Source organism: Pseudoalteromonas sp. BSi20495 (assembly GCF_000241185.1).
GTDB classification, from domain to species: domain Bacteria; phylum Pseudomonadota; class Gammaproteobacteria; order Enterobacterales; family Alteromonadaceae; genus Pseudoalteromonas; species Pseudoalteromonas fuliginea.
In genome coordinates, this window is record NZ_BADY01000072.1 from 17,129 (window position 1) to 35,894 (window position 18,766).

At 38.8% G+C, this 18,766-nt stretch carries 13 protein-coding genes; 2 read left to right on the forward strand and 11 right to left on the reverse strand.

The annotated features are described in order from the left end of the window. Window positions 1-130: 130 nt before the first annotated feature. Entirely contained in the window at window positions 131-1,126 is a 996-nt protein-coding gene (locus tag P20495_RS10215; protein WP_008136301.1) for a LacI family DNA-binding transcriptional regulator, read from the forward strand. Here P20495_RS10215 and P20495_RS10210 read toward each other — a convergent pair. From P20495_RS10210 to prlC, 8 genes are all read right to left on the reverse strand, one after another. After that, window positions 1,098-2,312, reverse strand: coding sequence for an oligosaccharide MFS transporter (locus P20495_RS10210; protein WP_081824585.1), 1,215 nt, complete (start codon window positions 2,310-2,312; stop codon window positions 1,098-1,100). The genes P20495_RS10215 and P20495_RS10210 overlap by 29 nt on opposite strands. 61 nt (window positions 2,313-2,373) lie before the next feature. Beyond that, on the reverse strand, window positions 2,374-4,386 hold the full coding sequence (locus P20495_RS10205; RefSeq protein WP_008136303.1) for a glycoside hydrolase family 32 protein: 2,013 nt from the start codon (window positions 4,384-4,386) through the stop codon (window positions 2,374-2,376). Continuing rightward, entirely contained in the window at window positions 4,373-5,710 is a 1,338-nt protein-coding gene (locus P20495_RS10200) for a sugar porter family MFS transporter (RefSeq protein ID WP_008136304.1), read from the reverse strand. Before P20495_RS10200 ends, P20495_RS10205 begins: the two co-directional genes overlap by 14 nt. 50 nt (window positions 5,711-5,760) lie before the next feature. After that, window positions 5,761-7,470 carry a RagB/SusD family nutrient uptake outer membrane protein gene (locus tag P20495_RS10195; RefSeq protein WP_008136305.1) on the reverse strand — a complete coding sequence of 570 codons (1,710 nt, stop codon included), beginning with the start codon at window positions 7,468-7,470 and terminating at the stop codon, window positions 5,761-5,763. A 33-nt stretch (window positions 7,471-7,503) separates the two neighbouring features. Beyond that, window positions 7,504-10,443, reverse strand: coding sequence for a SusC/RagA family TonB-linked outer membrane protein (locus tag P20495_RS10190; RefSeq protein ID WP_008136306.1), 2,940 nt, complete (start codon window positions 10,441-10,443; stop codon window positions 7,504-7,506). A 369-nt stretch (window positions 10,444-10,812) separates the two neighbouring features. Further along, window positions 10,813-11,568 (reverse strand): class I SAM-dependent methyltransferase, encoded by a 756-nt coding sequence (locus tag P20495_RS10185; protein WP_008136307.1) that lies wholly within the window; start codon window positions 11,566-11,568, stop codon window positions 10,813-10,815. Between the two features lie 57 nt (window positions 11,569-11,625). Next, window positions 11,626-12,807, reverse strand: a complete 1,182-nt coding sequence (locus P20495_RS10180) for a response regulator transcription factor (RefSeq protein WP_008136308.1) — start codon at window positions 12,805-12,807, stop codon at window positions 11,626-11,628. 327 nt (window positions 12,808-13,134) lie between these two features. Further along, complete coding sequence (prlC, locus tag P20495_RS10175; RefSeq protein WP_008136309.1) at window positions 13,135-15,174, reverse strand: oligopeptidase A; 2,040 nt, start codon at window positions 15,172-15,174, stop codon at window positions 13,135-13,137. A gap of 297 nt (window positions 15,175-15,471) precedes the next feature. On the opposite strand from prlC, the gene gorA reads away from it, so the two are divergent. Further along, the gene (gorA, locus tag P20495_RS10170; RefSeq protein ID WP_008136310.1) at window positions 15,472-16,836 is read left to right on the forward strand and encodes a glutathione-disulfide reductase; all 1,365 of its coding nucleotides are present in this window, start codon (window positions 15,472-15,474) and stop codon (window positions 16,834-16,836) included. Window positions 16,837-17,181: 345 nt separating this feature from the next. Here gorA and P20495_RS20565 read toward each other — a convergent pair whose 3' ends face one another. The 3 genes from P20495_RS20565 to P20495_RS10160 all read right to left on the reverse strand — a co-directional run bounded on the left by P20495_RS20565 (window position 17,182) and on the right by P20495_RS10160 (window position 18,753). Continuing rightward, on the reverse strand, window positions 17,182-17,493 hold the full coding sequence (locus P20495_RS20565) for a hypothetical protein (protein ID WP_033015760.1): 312 nt from the start codon (window positions 17,491-17,493) through the stop codon (window positions 17,182-17,184). 142 nt (window positions 17,494-17,635) lie between these two features. After that, a complete protein-coding gene (locus P20495_RS10165; protein WP_007377688.1) occupies window positions 17,636-18,115 on the reverse strand; it encodes a hypothetical protein in 480 nt (159 codons plus the stop codon). Window positions 18,116-18,171: 56 nt separating this feature from the next. Further along, window positions 18,172-18,753, reverse strand: a complete 582-nt coding sequence (locus tag P20495_RS10160) for a hypothetical protein (RefSeq protein WP_007377689.1) — start codon at window positions 18,751-18,753, stop codon at window positions 18,172-18,174. Window positions 18,754-18,766: the final 13 nt, after the last annotated feature.

The following is an 18,766-nucleotide window of genomic DNA, read 5'->3' on the forward strand; positions in this document are numbered from 1 at the left end:
TTCCAAATATTTATTAATTCAATTTAAGTAAACTTATAGCTTATATCAACGATAAACCTTTATAAAAACATATAAATAAAACGTAATCTGCTGTTATACTCTTTTTATTCAGAGAGGGTCTTATTCTAGTATGGTTACAATTAAACAAGTGGCTGCCCACGCTGGTGTTTCATTTAAAACAGTATCTCGTGTTGTAAATCATGATCCCACGGTCAAGGATGCTAACCGTGAAAAGATTCTTCGATCGATAAAAGAATTAGGTTATCGACCTAATCGCGCTGCAAGCTTAACACGACGTAAAAAATCAAATATTTACGCTATTATCGCAGATGAATTACTTAGTGTTCCTTATACGTTTGATATTATTCGTGGTGCCCAAGAAATTGCTTGGCAGAAAAATAAAGAACTATTGATCCTCAATGTTAACGAAACCCAAGCGAGTATAGATAGAGCGATTGAAAGTCTTTTAGAGTATCGTGTTGAAGGCGTTATATATTCAGCAATGTACCATCGCCAAGTTATTATCGCTGATGAATTAAAAAAAATACCCACTATTTTGGCCAACTGTTTTCCTGCTTCGAATAATTTCCCCTGTGTTGTACCTGATGAACAACAAGCAGGTGAAGATATTACCGACGCATTAATACGTAAAGGCTATCGTCGAATTGCTTTTTTAAACTTAAATGAGAATATAGTTGCAGCTAAAGGGCGAAAACAAGGCGTTATAAATTCATTTAAAAGGCACGGTTTACCATTAGAAGATTTGCTCATTGAATCGGTTATTATTAGCCAAGCAGACGGCAGTGAAATTTCTACCTCAAGAGAGTCAGCCGCGCGAGTGATAGACGAGTTTAAACCCGATGCCATTATATGTGGTCAAGACCCCATGGCGCTGGAAATTTACTTTGTAGTGCATGACAAAGGAATGGTCGTTGGTAAGGATATTGGTATTGCCAGTTTTGATGATTGGGGCAGTATTCCACAGTTATTACAACCGAACTTAACCACCATGGCACTCCCACATCTTGCAATGGGACGTTGGGCAATGGAGTATCTTATAGAGCAGCGCACTGATATTGTTCACCACCACTTAGCATTTAAATTGATTGCTCGCGATTCGTTTTAATAACGTCTTTTTTTAATGTGAAAAACGACAATACGATAAACACACTGATAACCAAACCCAAATACTGGTAGGCTAGCGCAAAGCCTAAATGATCATATACAACGCCTACCACGACAGCTAGAATTGACGCCATCAATTGAGTCGTAAATTGAAAGCCAATTATATAGATCATTGCTGAATAACGAGCGTCAAAATGCATGTTTATATATTTAAATAACGCAATCAGCATAAGTGGTAATTCAATTGCGTGTAACAATTTCAATACGCTAATACTGATAGAGTCATTAACAATCCCCGAGCAATATATTCGTACCGCCATCAATACACCACTTAACAGCAACGAGTTTTTAACGCCTAAATAATTCACCCACTTTACAGCTAAATACAAAGCAGCAGCCTCAAGCATAACTTGCGCTGAAGTTAAATAGCCAAAAAACTCTCGACCTTGTTCTGGGGTGTCAAAAAAAGAAGTGTAATAAATAGCAAATTGCTGATCAAATACCGCATAAATACAACTTACACCGATCACAAATACACTTAAACGCCATAACCCCGTCGTTTTAAAAAATGACTTAAACTGTCGTGTAGAAGAAAAAGCCTGAGAAGGAACTCGCCCGTGGTTACTTTTTGCGACTTTAACAAAAACTAATAAACCAATTAAACAGAGCGCTGCAATGCTTGATAACCAGTAATTTAAGTTGGGCGCTAAATTATAAGATAAACCTGCGAAATAGCTTGCTGCAGCCCAACCTAGAGATCCCCACATTCGCGCCTTACCAAATTCAAAATACGTGATTCGACTTTGTTTATCTATATAACTCTCAATTACTCCCACTCCAGCCAAAAATGCACATGAAAAAATCCCACCACCTAAGATCGCAGCCAGGTAAAACTGCGTTTGTAGCAGTGGTGCGTATACATAACTAACAAACGGGCCAATCAACATCATAAAAAATGCAATGAAGTAAAGCAGTGTTTTTTGTAAACCAAGTCTATCTTGAAAAATGCCATAGCAAGGCATCACGAGTAAAGCCATGATGGAATTAATACTAAAGATAACCCCGACTTTAGCACTGTTGAGGCCTACCTCTTGACTAAGCCAAATCGGAAATAATGAAAAAGAAAAAGACCATGCCATAAAATAGACAAAGAAAATGACACTTAATAGCCGATAATTGCTACTCATATATCGCATAGCCTTGGAGAAAGGTTAATGACTCTATATTAATATAGAGCCATTTTGGAAGTTATTTTTCTATTGCTATATTATTTAAGCGAATGTCACTCAGTGATATGGACTGCTGAGCACTAACTTGTATTTTATCGTAAGGAGATGTTGGAAAAACAATCGAGGTCATAGAGCTAACCCCCTTATTTACAAACACTTCTATCGACGCTTTATCTACCCATATATCGACATCGTAAGATTTAAGCCCAGTCTGTAATGGCGCAGTTTGTAAAGAAGCAAAACCATCTTCAAAGTCTTTTAAACCTGATTGTCTGCGATCAAGTACAAGCTGTCCTTGAGCTGGATTTAGCTGTAACTTAGTGTACTCACCTGTTTCAGAGCTAAGCAAGATATCAATAACTTGTTCAGTATTTAATAAACTAAAGCTCACCTTAAATTGCCCAGGTTCAACAGTAAAAAACTCATCTAACTGATAGCTCTTTGCGCCAGTTAGGGTTGCCTTTTGTTGTGTCTTACTCAATAAACTATTTAGCTCTTTAATAGGTTGGGATGCCAAACGCACGCCTGTTGGCGTTTGCAATAACTTTAATTCTCTGGGAATAGTCATTGCGCTGCGCCATGCTTCTGTAGGTACTTGATTTGCATATTGCCAGTTACTCATCCACCCCATAAATAAGTGTCTACCGTCTTGAACATCAGAAAAAGTCACGCCAGCATAATTATCTGTGCCGTAGTCTAACCATATCGAAGGTTCATACTTTTCATTTGCTGCTTTATCCGAAAATACGATATCAGCAATTTTTATATGCCCCCAATCACCTCGTTCATTGTCTACCACTTTAATATAAGCTTGCTGACCTTTTAAATGACTCACGTTCCAAGAACGTTCAGTCATAGTACCTGTATTATTTCCGCTTGCGGTTTTAACTATCTCGTCATTAACTAACAGCTGTATTGCAGTACTATTGTGATGCTTTCCGCCTGCAATCTTGAAGTTAATGAAATCGTGATCGATCGCAAATGATTTTGAGGTTAACGTGCCAATTGCCTTATCCGAACCTTTAAAAGAACTAGCAATCGTATTTGACGGTTGAGCATTAACTATATGGAATGCTTCACCTGATACTTGCCAATTTTTTAAACCACTTTTGAAGTCAGAAAAATCAAGTCCATGGGGGAAAACTGCTGGCGTTGCTGTGAGCATTTTTTGATAATCGCTATCAAGTACAAATTTTTCACCGTCGAAATCGCCAACAAAGTATTGCGTACCAGAGCCGCCATTTGGAGCGCCAGGGTTTATACTCACTAATAAAACATATTTATATTCATCAGTGCCTTCAATACGCACGCGAATCAGATCTGGACACTCCCATACACCGGCGTGACTGCCCCAATCAGCGCCAAAGTTACTTTCAAATTGCCATGTTTTTAAATCTTTTGAGCTGTAAAAGCCAATATGATCATCTTGAGCCAATACCATGATCCATTGCTGGGTACCCTCATGCCAATTTACTTTAGGATCACGAAAATCTCGGATCCCAGGGTTTTTCAATACAGGATTGTTCGCGTACTTTTTCCATGTACGACCCTTATCGATACTATAAGCGATGCCTTGTGTTTGAAAATCAATTGCCCCCTGTGCAGCCTTTTTATCGTCATGATAGGTAAATATAGCCACTAATGGTGGATTTTCTTTACTGCCAAAACCGCTACTATTTTTCCAATCAACCACCGCACTGCCTGAGAAAATAGTACCGAGTTCATCAGGAAACAACTTAATTTCTTGGTGCTGCCAATCAACCATATCTTTACTAATCGCATGCCCCCAATGCATTGGTCCCCATACAGATGAATCAGGATTATGCTGGTAAAATAGATGATACTCACCTTGGTAAAAAACCATACCGTTAGGATCATTCATCCAATGCTTCTCTGGAGTAAAATGAAAAGCGGGACGAAACGCCTCTTTACCAAGTTTATCTAAACCCTCATGGGTGGTTTTTTCAGTTTGGTTTGTCATGCTACATGCTGCCAAAAATGATGAAATTAAAACTAAATTAACGGTTCGCATCTAATGCTCCATGTTTATTATTGGTATCTGATGAAATAGCTTCTAAAGAACGTCCTTTTGTTTCTGGCATGAACCACGCAACAAAAATCAACTGCCCTAACATCATTAAAGTAAAGAAAGTGAACACTTCAGTTGCACTAAAATGTTCTAAGAAAAATGGCATAAATAAAGTAATTGCAGCGGCAAAAAACCAATGCGTACCAGAGCCCAAAGACTGACCTTTAGAACGGACTTTGTTAGGAAATATTTCCGCAATGAAAACCCAAATAACGGTACCTTGACCAATGGCATGAGCGGCAATAAAAACAAAGACAAACGCAACAACCGTTAAGCCACCAGAATCTGTACCAAACGCCCACGCCACCATAGAAAGAGAAATAACGTAACCAATTGAGCCAATATACATCAGTGACCGTCGACCATACTTATCAATCAAAGATAAACCTAGCATGGTAAAACATAAGTTAACCACGCCAATTCCTGCGCCTGAAAGTAATGATTGATTTACGTCCAGTCCAGCAAGTTCAAATACCCGCGGTGCATAATAAATAATAAAATTAATCCCTGATAACTGATTAAATGCAGCGAATAAAAATGCAAATAGTGCAGCCTTATTGTAACTACCTCCAAATAGTTTTGATTGATTGTTCTGTAACTTGTCCTGTTCAATTTCATTCAATACTTGGTCAGGATTTTCTTCACCTAAAGTGACTAAAATTGAACGCGCTTTCATTTTTTCATTTTTCTTTTGCACTAACCAACGAGGGCTTTCAGGTGCCTTAATAATCATTAATAAATAGGCTAAGGCAGGTATTGCTTCCACACCTAACATTAAACGCCAATCAATTGCGGATGTACCAGCGATTAAAAAATTAGAAATAAACGCAACTAAAATACCAAATACAATTTGAAATTGATAAAGTGCGACCAAACGTCCTCGAAACTTAGCTGGAGCAATCTCAGAAATATAGGCTGGTACAACAATTGAAGAAATCCCCACTCCCACACCACCAATAAATCGCAATATTGCAAAGCTGTAAACTTCAGGAGCCATAGCAGAGCCAAGTGCTGAGATAAAAAATAACACCCCAACTAAAATCAATGTGGGTTTTCGACCCCACTTATCACACGGGTAATTACCTGTTAAGGCGCCAAGGAGTGTTCCCCATAAAGCCGAAGACATAATAAATAGGCCATGAAATAATGAACTCGTATTCCATAATGCTTGAATAGGTTTATCAGCACCGGATATAACTGCGGTATCAAAGCCAAATAAAAAACCAGCCACAGCAACAGTGACTGACCAGTAAATAATTTTTTTCATAATCACTCTTAAAACTTAACAATTAAAAGGTGGGCCGAAACCCACCACTATTAATAACCTGGATTTTGTGTGTACGACCCGCCACTTAAAATCATTTGCTGGTTTGGAATAGGTAAATACTCATGCTTACCTTTAGTAAAAACAGCGTCGACTAAGTAAGGTTTACGTACAGCCTCAATTGCTAAATACTTATCAATAGTTTCTTTAGCTATCCCCCAACGAACTAAGTCAAAAAAGCGATGCCCTTCAAGTCCTAATTCTAAGCGTCGCTCAAAACGCAGTGCCTCTCTTGCTTGCTCTTTAGAATCAAAGCTTATATATGCGCCAATATTATAAATGCTGGCATTATGTAATTTATCGGTGCTTTGCTTAGCTCGTTCACGAATTCGGTTAATAATTGGCAATGCTTCGTCATACCTGTCTAACTCAATTAATGCTTCTGCTTTCCAAAGCAATACATCTGCGTAACGAATTAGCGGTGTATTTAATGAAAAAATAGGAAATGGTCCATTCTCACCGCGACAACTGCAGTCTGGGTGTTCAAGATCTTTCATTGCCGTAAAGTTGCCATATATGCCTGGAGCACGTGACCAACTATCACCGCCATGAATCAAGTTTTCGTCATACTTAAATGGCTTACCTTCCATTGCAACAGTATGATCTAGGCGAGGGTCAACTGAGTCAGTCGTCATGTCGTAGTTAAAATCGTTAAAAGAGTCAAATAACGGCAAGCCTTGTTGATCTGTTTTAAACGCATTAACAAAATTTTCTGTTGGAACGTGAAAACCACAACAACCAAAACCTCCAGCCATTGGTGCATTTAATGCACTAGGCCAACTACCACGACCATCTGGTGAACCGTCATTTAAAGAACGCTGAATAGCAAACACTGATTCTTTGCCATTCTCAGTTTCAAATAAAAAGTTATTTGCGTAATCATCAAACAAACCATATACATCGGCTTGTTCAATTTCATCAATGAGATTTACTACTTTTACAAGTTTATCTTTATTAATATTAATAACTTGATGTAATTCATTTTGCTCATAAGCCTGATAGAGCAATGTTTTAGCTAAATATGACTTGGCTGATAACGCTGAAGCTCGCCCTACATCATCTTGGGTTTGTGGTAAGTTGCCTGCGGCAAACTCAAAGTCTGCTGCAATCTTATCCCATAGCTCCTGATCGCTTAGCTCACGATTAGTTGCTGTAAGTATCTGATCTTGAGTCATCGTTTCATCAATCCACGGAATATGCTTATGATGAATTTTTAAGTCAAAGTAAAAAACACTGCGAATAAATCGCAGTTCAGATTGTTTTTCAGCGCTGTTTTCAATTGCATCGGGCGCATTTGCGATGACTGCTAATGCTGAGTTTGCTCTTGAGATCCCCGTGTAATTACGTGTCCATTTTTTATTATTCAAATCAATCAAATCTGGCGGGAAAGACTCCATATCTGGAACTATTGGCTGATATAAAGACAAAGCATGATAAGCAAATATATCACCGGGTCCATTACCACCTTTATGGGCATCTCCTGCGCGTAAGTTCCCTGTCGGCCATAAAAAATTAGGCGCGGTATAATGATCGTTACCTAGATATGAGTAAGCAGCAATAATCAACGCATCTACATTTTCACTATTAGAAACTTGTTCTTCGGTCAATACTCCCGAAGGTGCAACATCAAGATCAGACCCACCACAAGAAGCTAAAGAAAGAACAAATGTAGTTGCTGCAAATAGAGTTTTTATTTTTTTCATAATATGTGCTCGTATCGTTGTCGTTTTAATAAATCAGAAAGAAAGGTTCACGCCTAACGTGATACGTTTTGGAATTGGAAAGTTACTGTTTGGCGTCTCTGGATCCTGACTTAGCGTCCCGGATGGAGTAATGGTCAATAAGTTGCTTCCCTGCAAATAAATTCGCGCAGAACTAATACCGTATTGACTTAGCCACTGTTCATCAGGTGTATAACCGATAGATAAGTTACGGAGCTTTAGGTAGCTACCATCTTCCCAAAATAAGCTTGATTGACGGCCTTCGCCATTGTTATCAATTAAAGTTAATGCAGGTACATTGGTGTCAGTATTGTTAACTGACCATGCATCAAGAACTCGGTCGCCGTAGTTAGAGCCTATATTTAATGATGTGAAGTCAGTAAATCCACGCCAGCTATTACGTATTTCACCTCCCTCAACACCTTGCCAGAACATATTTAAATCCCAATTTTTGTATTTGAAATTCATGTTCAATCCATACATAAAGTCAGGATCAGTATCGGTGAAAAAGCTTTGATCGTTTTCATCAATCACGCCATTGCCGTCTAAATCTTTCCAGCGGACTCGACCTAAACCAGCCCCTGATTGCGCTGCGTGAGTATCTATTTCACCTTGATTTTGGAATAAACCATCGGCGACATAACCATAAATAGAGTTAATAGAATGACCAACAATCGTTTTATCATTGCCATTACCGCCGAATGAATTAACAACATCTTCTGGAAGTGATACAACTTTATTTTTAGCTGAAGAAATATTAAAACTAATATCGACATCAATATCGCCATCTAAGCTATCAAAAGTAAGATAGTCGGCATATCCAATGAGAAACTCAAAACCAGAGTTTTCAATTGTGCCACCATTAACCCATTGCTGAGCGCCTTCGCCTAATGTTGCAAGTGGATTGGTTAAAGTTAAAATATCCTCTGTCGTTTTTTCAAACCAATCGATACTGCCGTATATGGTTTCGTAACGCATGCCAAAATCAAGACCAATGTTTGTTTGCGTTGATGTTTCCCACTTTAGGTCATCATTCCCCGTCTGTGCTTTTACAAACCCAGAAGGTAGCGTGCCGCCATTAGCCCCGCCTATATCATAAGCCGTTCCTTCATCTTGCTGATCAGTGAATAAGGATTGCGTTGCATAACGACTTAAATAGGTTGTGTACGTTGCATCTGTAGGGATTTCTTGATTACCTGTTTTGCCCCAACTAGCACGAAGCTTTAGAGTAGATAAAAACTCAATATCATAGAATGATTCGTTACTAATCACCCAACCTGCAGAAATAGCGGGGAAATTACCATAGTTATTATTACTACCAAAACGAGACGAACCGTCACGACGTATTGTTAGACCTGCTAAATATCGATCATCATAGTTATAGTCCATACGCGCAAAATAAGAATTAAGAGACCATTTATCACCATCCCCCTCCACACGAACATCACCAGTTGCTTGTGATAAATGAGCGTAATCGCGATCATCAGAAGCAAAACCAGAACCATAACCAATAGACCCTTCATACTCGTAATCTATTTGTTCAGTACCAAGCAAAAACGTGAAATGGTTTGCATCTAAATCAAGCTTATACTCTGCGGTATTAGTCCAACTGAAACTGCTATTCCAATTTTCTGTCACTGACAGCTGATCACCATAGTTTAGTGAACCAGCTTGAAAAGCACGGGTATAATTCCTGAAATAGTATTGTCCGTAATCTAAGCCGATAGAGCTTTTTAACGTTAAGCCCTCTATTGCTTCATATTCAACAAAAATATTCCCCATTAATTTATTGAATCTACTGACATTATCTCGATTCATTTCAATTAATCGAACTGGATTATCACGGTCAGTTACACCAGGAACCGGTCCTCCCCAGTCTCCATCTTCGTTATATACAGGAACGATAGATTGTTGCTCTATAGCCAAATTTAGAATATTACCGGCCAGATCATTAACCAAGTTTGACTCTTGGTTTGTCACTATAAAGTTCTCACCAATCTTAAGTTTATTTGTTAACTGATAATCCGAGTTAACGCGAAAACTAATTCGCTCAAATTCTGAGCCATCAACAATACCTTCTGAGCCGTAATATCCAAGTGAACTATATATCGAAGCTTTGTCTGAACCTCCTGAAACTGAAAAATTAAGATCCGTTACTTTTGCAGATCGCGTAACTTCATCAAACCAGTTTGTATCTGCAGGACGCTGCACCTGTGCAGCATCTGTGAACTCAGGTAAAACAACGTTGTTTAATTGAGGGTTATTAAAATCATTATTCCAATCATAAGTATAAAGAGAACTTGCTGCATTTGGATCTGACCTATCATTTACTGCAGCTTGCCAGACTGCTTGTGATCTTTGCTGTGTATTTAATGGATTTAACTCATAATTAAAATCATCATATGACTGATTAAAAGAAAAATTGAAGTCGAGCCCTTCATTCCCTTTTTTTGTTGTAATAACAATGACACCATTACCAGAGCGAGCACCAAAAATACTTGCAGCTGCCGCATCCCTTAGTACCTGTATATCTGCAATATCGTGGCTATTTAGTTCATGCATGCCCGATTTAGTGGGTACACCATCAACAACATAAAGGGGATCGTTGTTACCTAAAGGTCCCAAACCTTGCCCCCGAATACGCACAGTTGCTGTAGAATCGGGTGAGCCACTCGTCGTAATTTGCAAACCAGGTACACGCCCTTGCAAATTTTTCATGATATTACCAGACGGCAAGTCAACGACATCTTCAAGGCTAACAGTGCTCACCGCACCTGTTAAATCTTTCTTTTTGACACTACCATAACCATATGAAACTTCTATTATTTCAATACCATCACTAGATATAGCTTTTTCTGGCAGCTGTTCAGCGGCAACAACACTGAGTGGTAACGTGCAGCCCAGTAGAATTGTATTAACACTAACTGCAAGTTTGTTTTTTCGAAATATGAGCATTGTGTGTGTCCTCATTTTAATTATTAATGTTGATTTCATCATACAAATTAACAACGTTGTCTTTTTATCGTGTGAATATATTTTCTGCACTCAAATTTTATGGTTACGCTTGGGCACAGAAAATAAACAACGTTGTCTTTTTAACATTTAAAAAACATCTAATCAATATAAATTAAAAATTATTAACGACAGCATTAATGCTTTTGAATGTTAATCTGGGATGGATAAATAATAATCAAGGTGTTATGAATTTATTGCGAAGTCAATTACCCACCTTAAAGATAACGACTATCCTAATGTAGGCAATTATTTTAAATTATGGTTTCAGCGACAAGACATCTGTGTAGGAAGCTTATCGCGTTGTTATTTTTAAACCATTGCCGCTTTTACATACACATCAAAACGATTCTTTTTGGTTTTAATTTGCATACTTGGGGTTTTGTCATTTAAAAATGGGGCGTAATCGGGACGTTTTACTACTACGCGCTTACTAGCGAGTGGGTAGGCGAATTCGAGTAAGTCGTCAGCGTCGTTATCTGCACCAACTAGCTCTTGAAACACGCGCATTTCTTTTTTAACTAATGCTGATTTTTCGCGATGCGGGAACATAGGATCTAAATAAACCACATCGGGCATGCTTTCACATTGCGATAGTAGAGTGTGGCTTGAACCAAATATAAGGCTCATGCTTTGCTTCATCCATGCGCCAATTTCAATGTCGTTATAAGCACGTTGCAAACCATCATACAATAACGCGGCGACTACGGGGTGGCGCTCATGTAATATAACGTTGCATCCAAGTGACGCAAGTACAAAACCATCACGCCCTAAGCCGGCAGTTGCATCAAGCACTACGGGCGTTGCGCCTTTATTTAAGCCAACCGCTTTGGCAATTGCTTGGCCTTTACCTCCACCAAACTTGCGCCTATGCGCCGCTGCGCCGGTTACAAAATCAACGTTGATCGCGCCTAATTTGGGTTCATCCGTTTTATATAAACTCAGGCCGCTATCGTCGTAATTCAGCCGAAAACCATTGTTTTGCTCTGCCCATTGAGCCAAACCAAAACGCGTTTCTAACTCATTTAAATAAGGGCGACACTCTTTAAAAGCACACTGAATAACCACTCTACACTCCGACGATAAAATACCTATTTAGTATATCAATCAGTACAGGTTAAAGCACTAAAATAGCTCTATATCGTTATTTTCAGTGGTATTTTGTAAGACAACTTCACTATCGTTACTACGCAAGCTAGCGAGTAGCCCATTACGAGTTTCACTAATTTGCTTAAGCTGACATTTAATAAATGCTAGATCGCTATTAGCAGAAGTAAACAACTGCATAGTTTTATCTAGCTTGGTAAAGTAAGGCGTTAAGTCACAAATATTATCACTCTCTTTTTGCACTTTAATTGCACTATCAAGCTCACTTAATTGCTCTATAAGCTGTTTAGCAATACTGTTTTTTGCCTGGCCCTGAGAATCTAATTGCTTCACTATGTCTTCAAGCACGATGCCTATTTGCGTGGCCTGTTCGTAGCTATTTTCATTATTTTGTATAGTGATCACTTTTTCATTGGTGATCTCCAATATGTGTGGAAACAAATCTTTGTAATGCCCAAATTTAGCGCTATCGTCAACGGGCATGTTTTTTATCAGTAATGATATTTTAGGGTAATTAATAATTGTGCTGGAGCTAATATCGACAAACCGCTGTGCATGCCTATGTTGTTCTAATAACTCTTGTTCTAATGGGCACACTGCACTTTGCTGAGAATAAAATATGCCTCTACTTTCATACCAAAAAACAACAACAACATCTAAATCTAAATGTGTAAAAAATGCTAAAAAATATTCGCTTAATGATGAGAAATTATTAGCATGATAACTTTGCCCAACGTAGCGTATTATTCGGCCCATATCACCTGATTCAGTCATGGCCATTTCGGCTGTTTTATTTGCGTGAGCTACATCATATTTTAACTTTATGCCTTGCTGTCGATATTCGTAAAGCACTTTTATACGCGCCATTAATTCTTCTGCGTTAAAAGGCTTAGCTATATAGTCAGATGCACCAGCACTGTAACCTTTAACACGATCAGCCAACTCAATGTTGGATGATAAAAACATAACGGGAATATCTTTGGTTAGCTCATTTTTTTTAATCGTTTGGCAAACTTCAAAGCCTGATTTACCCGGCATTTCTATATCGAGCAAAATAATGTCGGGGTTATATTTATTAGCGAGCCTTAAACCTTCATCCCCATCTTTTGCATGAATAATTTTACAAAACCCTGCTAAAGACTCCTCTATTATATGGTGAACCAACTTATCGTCATCAATTGCCAATATTAGCTTTGCCATGCCCTAGTCCATTTTATTAGGTATGTTAAGAGCATAGCTCGGTAGACTGAATTTACTAAAAATTTTAGTGAATAAGTTAAGGCGTATTGATCTTTGTGGATTGAAATTTGTCCCTATAAATAACACAAAGGGCAGCGCATGTTTGGCATTTATGCTGCGTTATCGCCTATTTATGGGGAATAACCACACTACATAGGCGCTGCCTTGCCTAAATACCAAACAGTCTGCTGCAAATTCACCCACCAAAGATCAACACGCCCTAAAATTTAGATAATAAAAAAGCGCCATCAAGGCGCTTTAGTTTGGTTTGTGCTAAAAAATTTATTTTTAAGCCGCAATACCACTATGACGCAGTAAAGCATCTACATTTGGCTCGCGGCCACGGAATTTTTTAAATAGCTCCATCGGCTCCTCACTGCCGCCTTTTTCTAAAATATTTTGCATGAAGGCTTGCCCTGTTTCTGGGTTAAAAATACCTTCTTCTTCAAACTTAGAAAATGCATCAGCAGAAAGAACTTCAGCCCACTTATATGAATAATAACCAGCACTATAACCACCAGCAAAGATATGACTAAAACCATGTTGAAAACGATTAAATTCAGGCGGATTAACCACCGACGTGCGGCTACGTACATCGTTTAATACCGTTTGAATTTGGCATTCTTCACCGGCTTTATAATCATTATGTATTTTAAAATCGAATAACGAGAACTCAATTTGACGTAGCATTTGCATGCCTGAGTTATAGTTTTTAGCCGCTAGTAACTTATCAAGTAGTTCTTTAGGTAACGGCTCGCCCGTTTCATAATGACCTGAAATAAAGCTCAGTGCTTCTTCTTCATAACACCAGTTTTCTAAAAACTGACTAGGAAGCTCTACTGCATCCCATGCAACCCCATTAATACCCGCTACTGGTGCTGCATCAACTTGAGTTAACATGTGGTGAACACCATGACCAAACTCGTGGAACAAGGTTGTCACTTCGTCATGAGTAAACAGTGCAGGCTTATCGCCTACCGCTTTATTAAAGTTACATACTAAATAAGCAACCGGTGTTTGTAACTCGCCGTTAGCACGTACTTTACGACCCATACAGTCGTCCATCCACGCACCGCCGCGTTTACGGTCGCGTGCATATAAATCGAGATAAAAACGTCCACGTAGAGTATTGCTACTGTCTACAATTTCAAAAAAGCGTACATCTTTGTGGTAGCTGTCAAAGTCAGTAACTTCTTTTACGCTAATACCAAATAAGCGGTTAACGGTTTCGAATAAGCCACTTAATACTTTATTTGCTGGGAAGTAAGGACGTAGGACTTCGTCTGAAATTGCGTATTTTTCTTGCTTAAGTTTTTCGCTGTAGTAACCAAAATCCCATGCCTCTAATTCAGAAATACCATGCTTTTGCTCAGCGTAAGCTTTTAACTCGGCCACTTCTTGCTCTGCTTGTGGTTTTGATTTAGCCGCTAGGTCTTCTAAAAACGAGAATACTTGCGCCGGTGTTTCGGCCATTTTAGTTGCCAGTGATTTTTCAGCGTAGCTGTTGAATCCTAGTAACTGTGCAAGTTCATGGCGAAGCGCAAGCTCCTCACTCATAATATCAGAATTATCAAATTCACCGGCGTTAGGGCCTTGATCGGATGCGCGGGTAGAAAACGCAGTGTAGGTTTCTCTGCGAAGCTCGCGGTTATCGGCATAAGTCATAATTGGTAAATACGACGGGAAATCGAGGGTAAATACCCAACCGTCTAATTCTTTACTTTTTGCAGTGTCGGCTGCAAGTGCTAAGGCTGATTCTGGTAAACCGGCTAAATCGGCTTCGTCAGTAATGTGTTTGTGCCAAGCAAGTGTGGCATCCATTACGTTGTTGCCAAATTTTGAGGCAAGTTCTGATAAACGCGCGCTAATCTCACCGTAGCGTTTTTGATCTTCTGTTGATAATGCAATACCCGATAATTTAAAATCACGAAGCGCATTAGTAATTGTTTTTTGTTGTGCTGTAGTCAGCGTTTTAAATTCGTCGCTGCTATAAAGCGTATTATACGCGTTGTATAAACCTTGATGCTGACCTACAAATGTTGAATATTCAGATATTAACGGTAAGCACTGCTCGTAAGCTTCGCGTAATTCGTCGTTATTCATTACTGAATTTAAATGCGATACAGGAGAGAACATGCGCGATAATTTATCGTCAGCTTCTTCAAGGGGTAATACTAAGTCATCCCAGGTGTACGAACCTTTTGCAAGTACGTCATCAATGGCTTTACGACAAAGCTCAATACCGTCTTTAAGTGCTGGTACTACGTACTCAGGCTTTATTTTTGAAAATGGTGGTAAGCCTTCAAGGCCAATTAATGGGTTGCTCATAAATACTCTCTTTGCGTTAATGCATTACGTTTAAGTTGGGTCTAAAAGTAAAAAAACAACTCTTATCTAATCGGTAAATGACGCTTACTTTACCTAATGGAATCTAAAGCGGCCTCTGTTACGTATTCTTGATATTCTGATTTTGTGACTGTTAAACCGCTCTCTGTTATTGTTTTGTTCAAGCAAAGTGATAAATTCGAATGTTTTTTTACTAAACATAGGTCACCTAAACACTCTTTATTTTTAAAACTTAATGTTATGCTAATGCGCATAAAACTCAACGCCTAAGGACATAAAATGACACAACACTTTGATTATATTGCAATCGGTGGTGGCAGTGGTGGTATTGCCTCTGCAAATAGAGCAGCAATGCGTGGCGCTAAAGTAGCACTTATAGAAGCAAAACACATGGGCGGCACGTGTGTAAACGTAGGCTGTGTACCTAAAAAAGTAATGTGGCATGGTGCTCAGGTTGCTGAAGCAATTAATTTATATGCCCCAGATTACGGCTTTAATGTTGAAGTTAAAGGTTTTGACTGGAGCAAGTTAGTAGAAAGCCGTGAAGCCTATATTGGCCGAATTCATAAAGGTTATGACAGTGGCCTTGCCAGCAATGGCGTTACTGTAATTAAAGGCTTTGCTAAATTTATAGATAGCAAAACAGTTGAAGTAAATGGCGAGCATTACACAGCTGATCATATATTAATTGCAGTTGGTGGGCGCCCAAGTATTCCAAATATTGAAGGTGCTGAACACGGCATTGATTCAAATGGCTTTTTTGAGCTTAAAGAGCAACCTAAGCGCGTTGCCGTTATTGGCGCAGGCTACATAGCCGTCGAACTTGCTGGTGTATTACACGGCCTTGGTACTGAAACACATTTATTTGTTCGTAAACATTCTCCACTTCGTAACTTTGACCCATACATAGTTGAAACACTTGTTGATGTTATGGCTGCTGAAGGCCCTACTCTTCATACAGAATCTGTACCTCATAAATTAGTTAAAGAAGATGATGGCTCTGTAACGCTACATTTAGATAATGGCAAAACTCATAACGTTGACCAAGTAATTTGGGCAATTGGCCGCCAGCCAACAACAGACGCAATTAATGTAGCTGCTGCCGGCGTAGAAGTTAACAGCGATGGTTTTGTTAAAGTTGATGAGTTTCAAAATACCACAGCTAAAAACGTTTATGCTGTTGGTGATATTATCGAAAACGGTATTGAACTTACGCCTGTAGCAGTTAAAGCAGGGCGAACTTTATCAGAGCGTTTATTTAATAAAGAACTACCTGATGATTTAAAAATGGATTACAGCCTAGTTCCTACTGTTGTATTTAGTCACCCACCAATTGGTACTATTGGCCTTACTGAACAAGAAGCTATTTCTCAGTATGGCGAAGAAAACGTTAAGATTTACCAATCTGGCTTTACGGCTATGTACACAGCGGTAACTAAACATCGCCAGCCTTGTAAAATGAAGCTTGTATGTGCCGGCCCAGACGAAAAAGTAGTTGGCCTACATGGTATTGGTTTTGCGGTTGATGAAATGATTCAAGGTTTTGCCGTTGCCATGAAAATGGGTGCAACTAAAGCTGATTTTGATGCTGTTGTGGCTATTCACCCGACTGGCTCAGAAGAGTTTGTAACCATGAGAGGTTAGTGTAAAAAAGATACACATAAACGTTTTCAATATCTGAAAACGTTAAACTCCCCGCATTAATCACTTTATCAATGAGGGGAGTGATCAACTAACTTTAGACAGTAAATTAATTTTTCCATCCGTAGCAGTAAGGCGAGCCGCCTATTGTGACTATGTAGCCCTCCAAGCTTTAATCTATACAGTAACAACCTATATCTTTCTCTATTTCTGAGTTATTTCGATAAACGGCTGTAGGTAACCATTCTACTTTTAAACTTCTTGATAAACGCCCTACCCTTATTATCGCCTTACGGTCTTATGTTTTGTTGAATTGGATAACAGTATGGGAACTTACTGCCAGCTTTGTTACTTCTTTCGGTTACGCTTGTTTCTACCTCCTATCAAAGCTTCTTTTATAACCATAATTAGTGCCATCACTACCGGCGATATCATTCCTACCACGGCAGTAAACGCTTGAAGCTCAAGAAAATATCCAGCAAGGCAAGTTACTAAGACTAACACTACCGTAGTGGGCATCGCCCATCGTCCTATTAACATAATGACAATATCTTGAGGCATAGTACGATTGGTAGATTGATCTATATTTGTTTGCTCAAGCTCGGGGTTAGATTTGGTTTTTGCATCGCAGTCCGATGAACTCTCAAAATTTTTTTTCATCAAAATTACTCCTCTGATTGATAAATTTTTTTGGGGAAGGAGGGGGAGGCAAAAGCCTCCTTAGTCAGTCGCTGCAATAGTCGTTATTAACAGGAGAAGGAAGGAGAGTATGGAAGAGGGTTATGTCTTTAAATAGGGCTACTTAATGAAGCCAAACTTGAGGACTAAAAAAGTGTTGTTCCGGTGAATATTCGAGTTGAGAATATAGGTGTGTTTGATTGGCATAAATATCAAAATAAAGAGTATATAAACGAAGCCATATAGTGAGCCTAGGCTGATCAGTTTGATTAATTTGTTGCAGCGTGTACGAACACATTACGCCACTAATAGGGAGTGAAAAACACTGCTGAAATTGCACTAATAATTCGTCAACATAGCCTTTAACTGATGCTTTAAATAATAAATTAGCAATACTTTGTTGCTGGATATTTTCTCCCTGCAACTGCAGCCATATTTCTTCACAGTAATGATGTTTAAATAGTTGATATAGCTCAGATGAGGAGAAGCCAATGTCCTTCATGGTTTGCCAGCAGGTGAGATCCTCAATATTGACACTATAAATGTTTGCTGCTTCACGCTTTAAAGCAAAGACTTTTTCAAATGCCTGCACATAATTTGCCATTATCACTTCCTTTGTTAGAACTTCTAGGAATAACGTGCGGGCATTAGAAATGTGAATTAAATTCGACTCAAACTAGTCCTTTTTTCAATAAAAATAAGTGAAATAAAATCATCAAGGATTGATGCTAGCTCTGAATGATTCCTTAAATGCCCGTGCCACAAAGTCTTAGACTCGCCATTCGCTAGAAAATGACTGTATCCTTCATCGTCAAAATATAAGTGTTGTATCTGACTATTTAACTGTGCTGTTTTATAACGACAAGCAATATGATTGCTGCCTGGTTGTGTGAAAAATACCATTTGACTATCACCGGAGGCTATTGTGTCGTCACTTTGTAAATTACCATTAAATTTAAATGTGACTTCATAAATAAAATCAACAACAGTGTTGCCACTCTCTAACTGAGCTGTTTCCGTTATAACTTCACTCGCGTAACCATGACTGGCCAACTCTATTTTTATATCACTTAACTGCGCTAACACTGTGTGTGAAAACAGCTCGTCAAAGTAACGCTTGCGATCGTATTCGCTAAGTAGGCGAGTGCTATCGGCTTTCGCTTTAGCAGCGTCATAAAGTGTTGATTTATGCTGATGTGTAAGAATCAACTCATGCGTGTTGGTTTCGCTATAGGTATGCATAAAAATCCTCTGT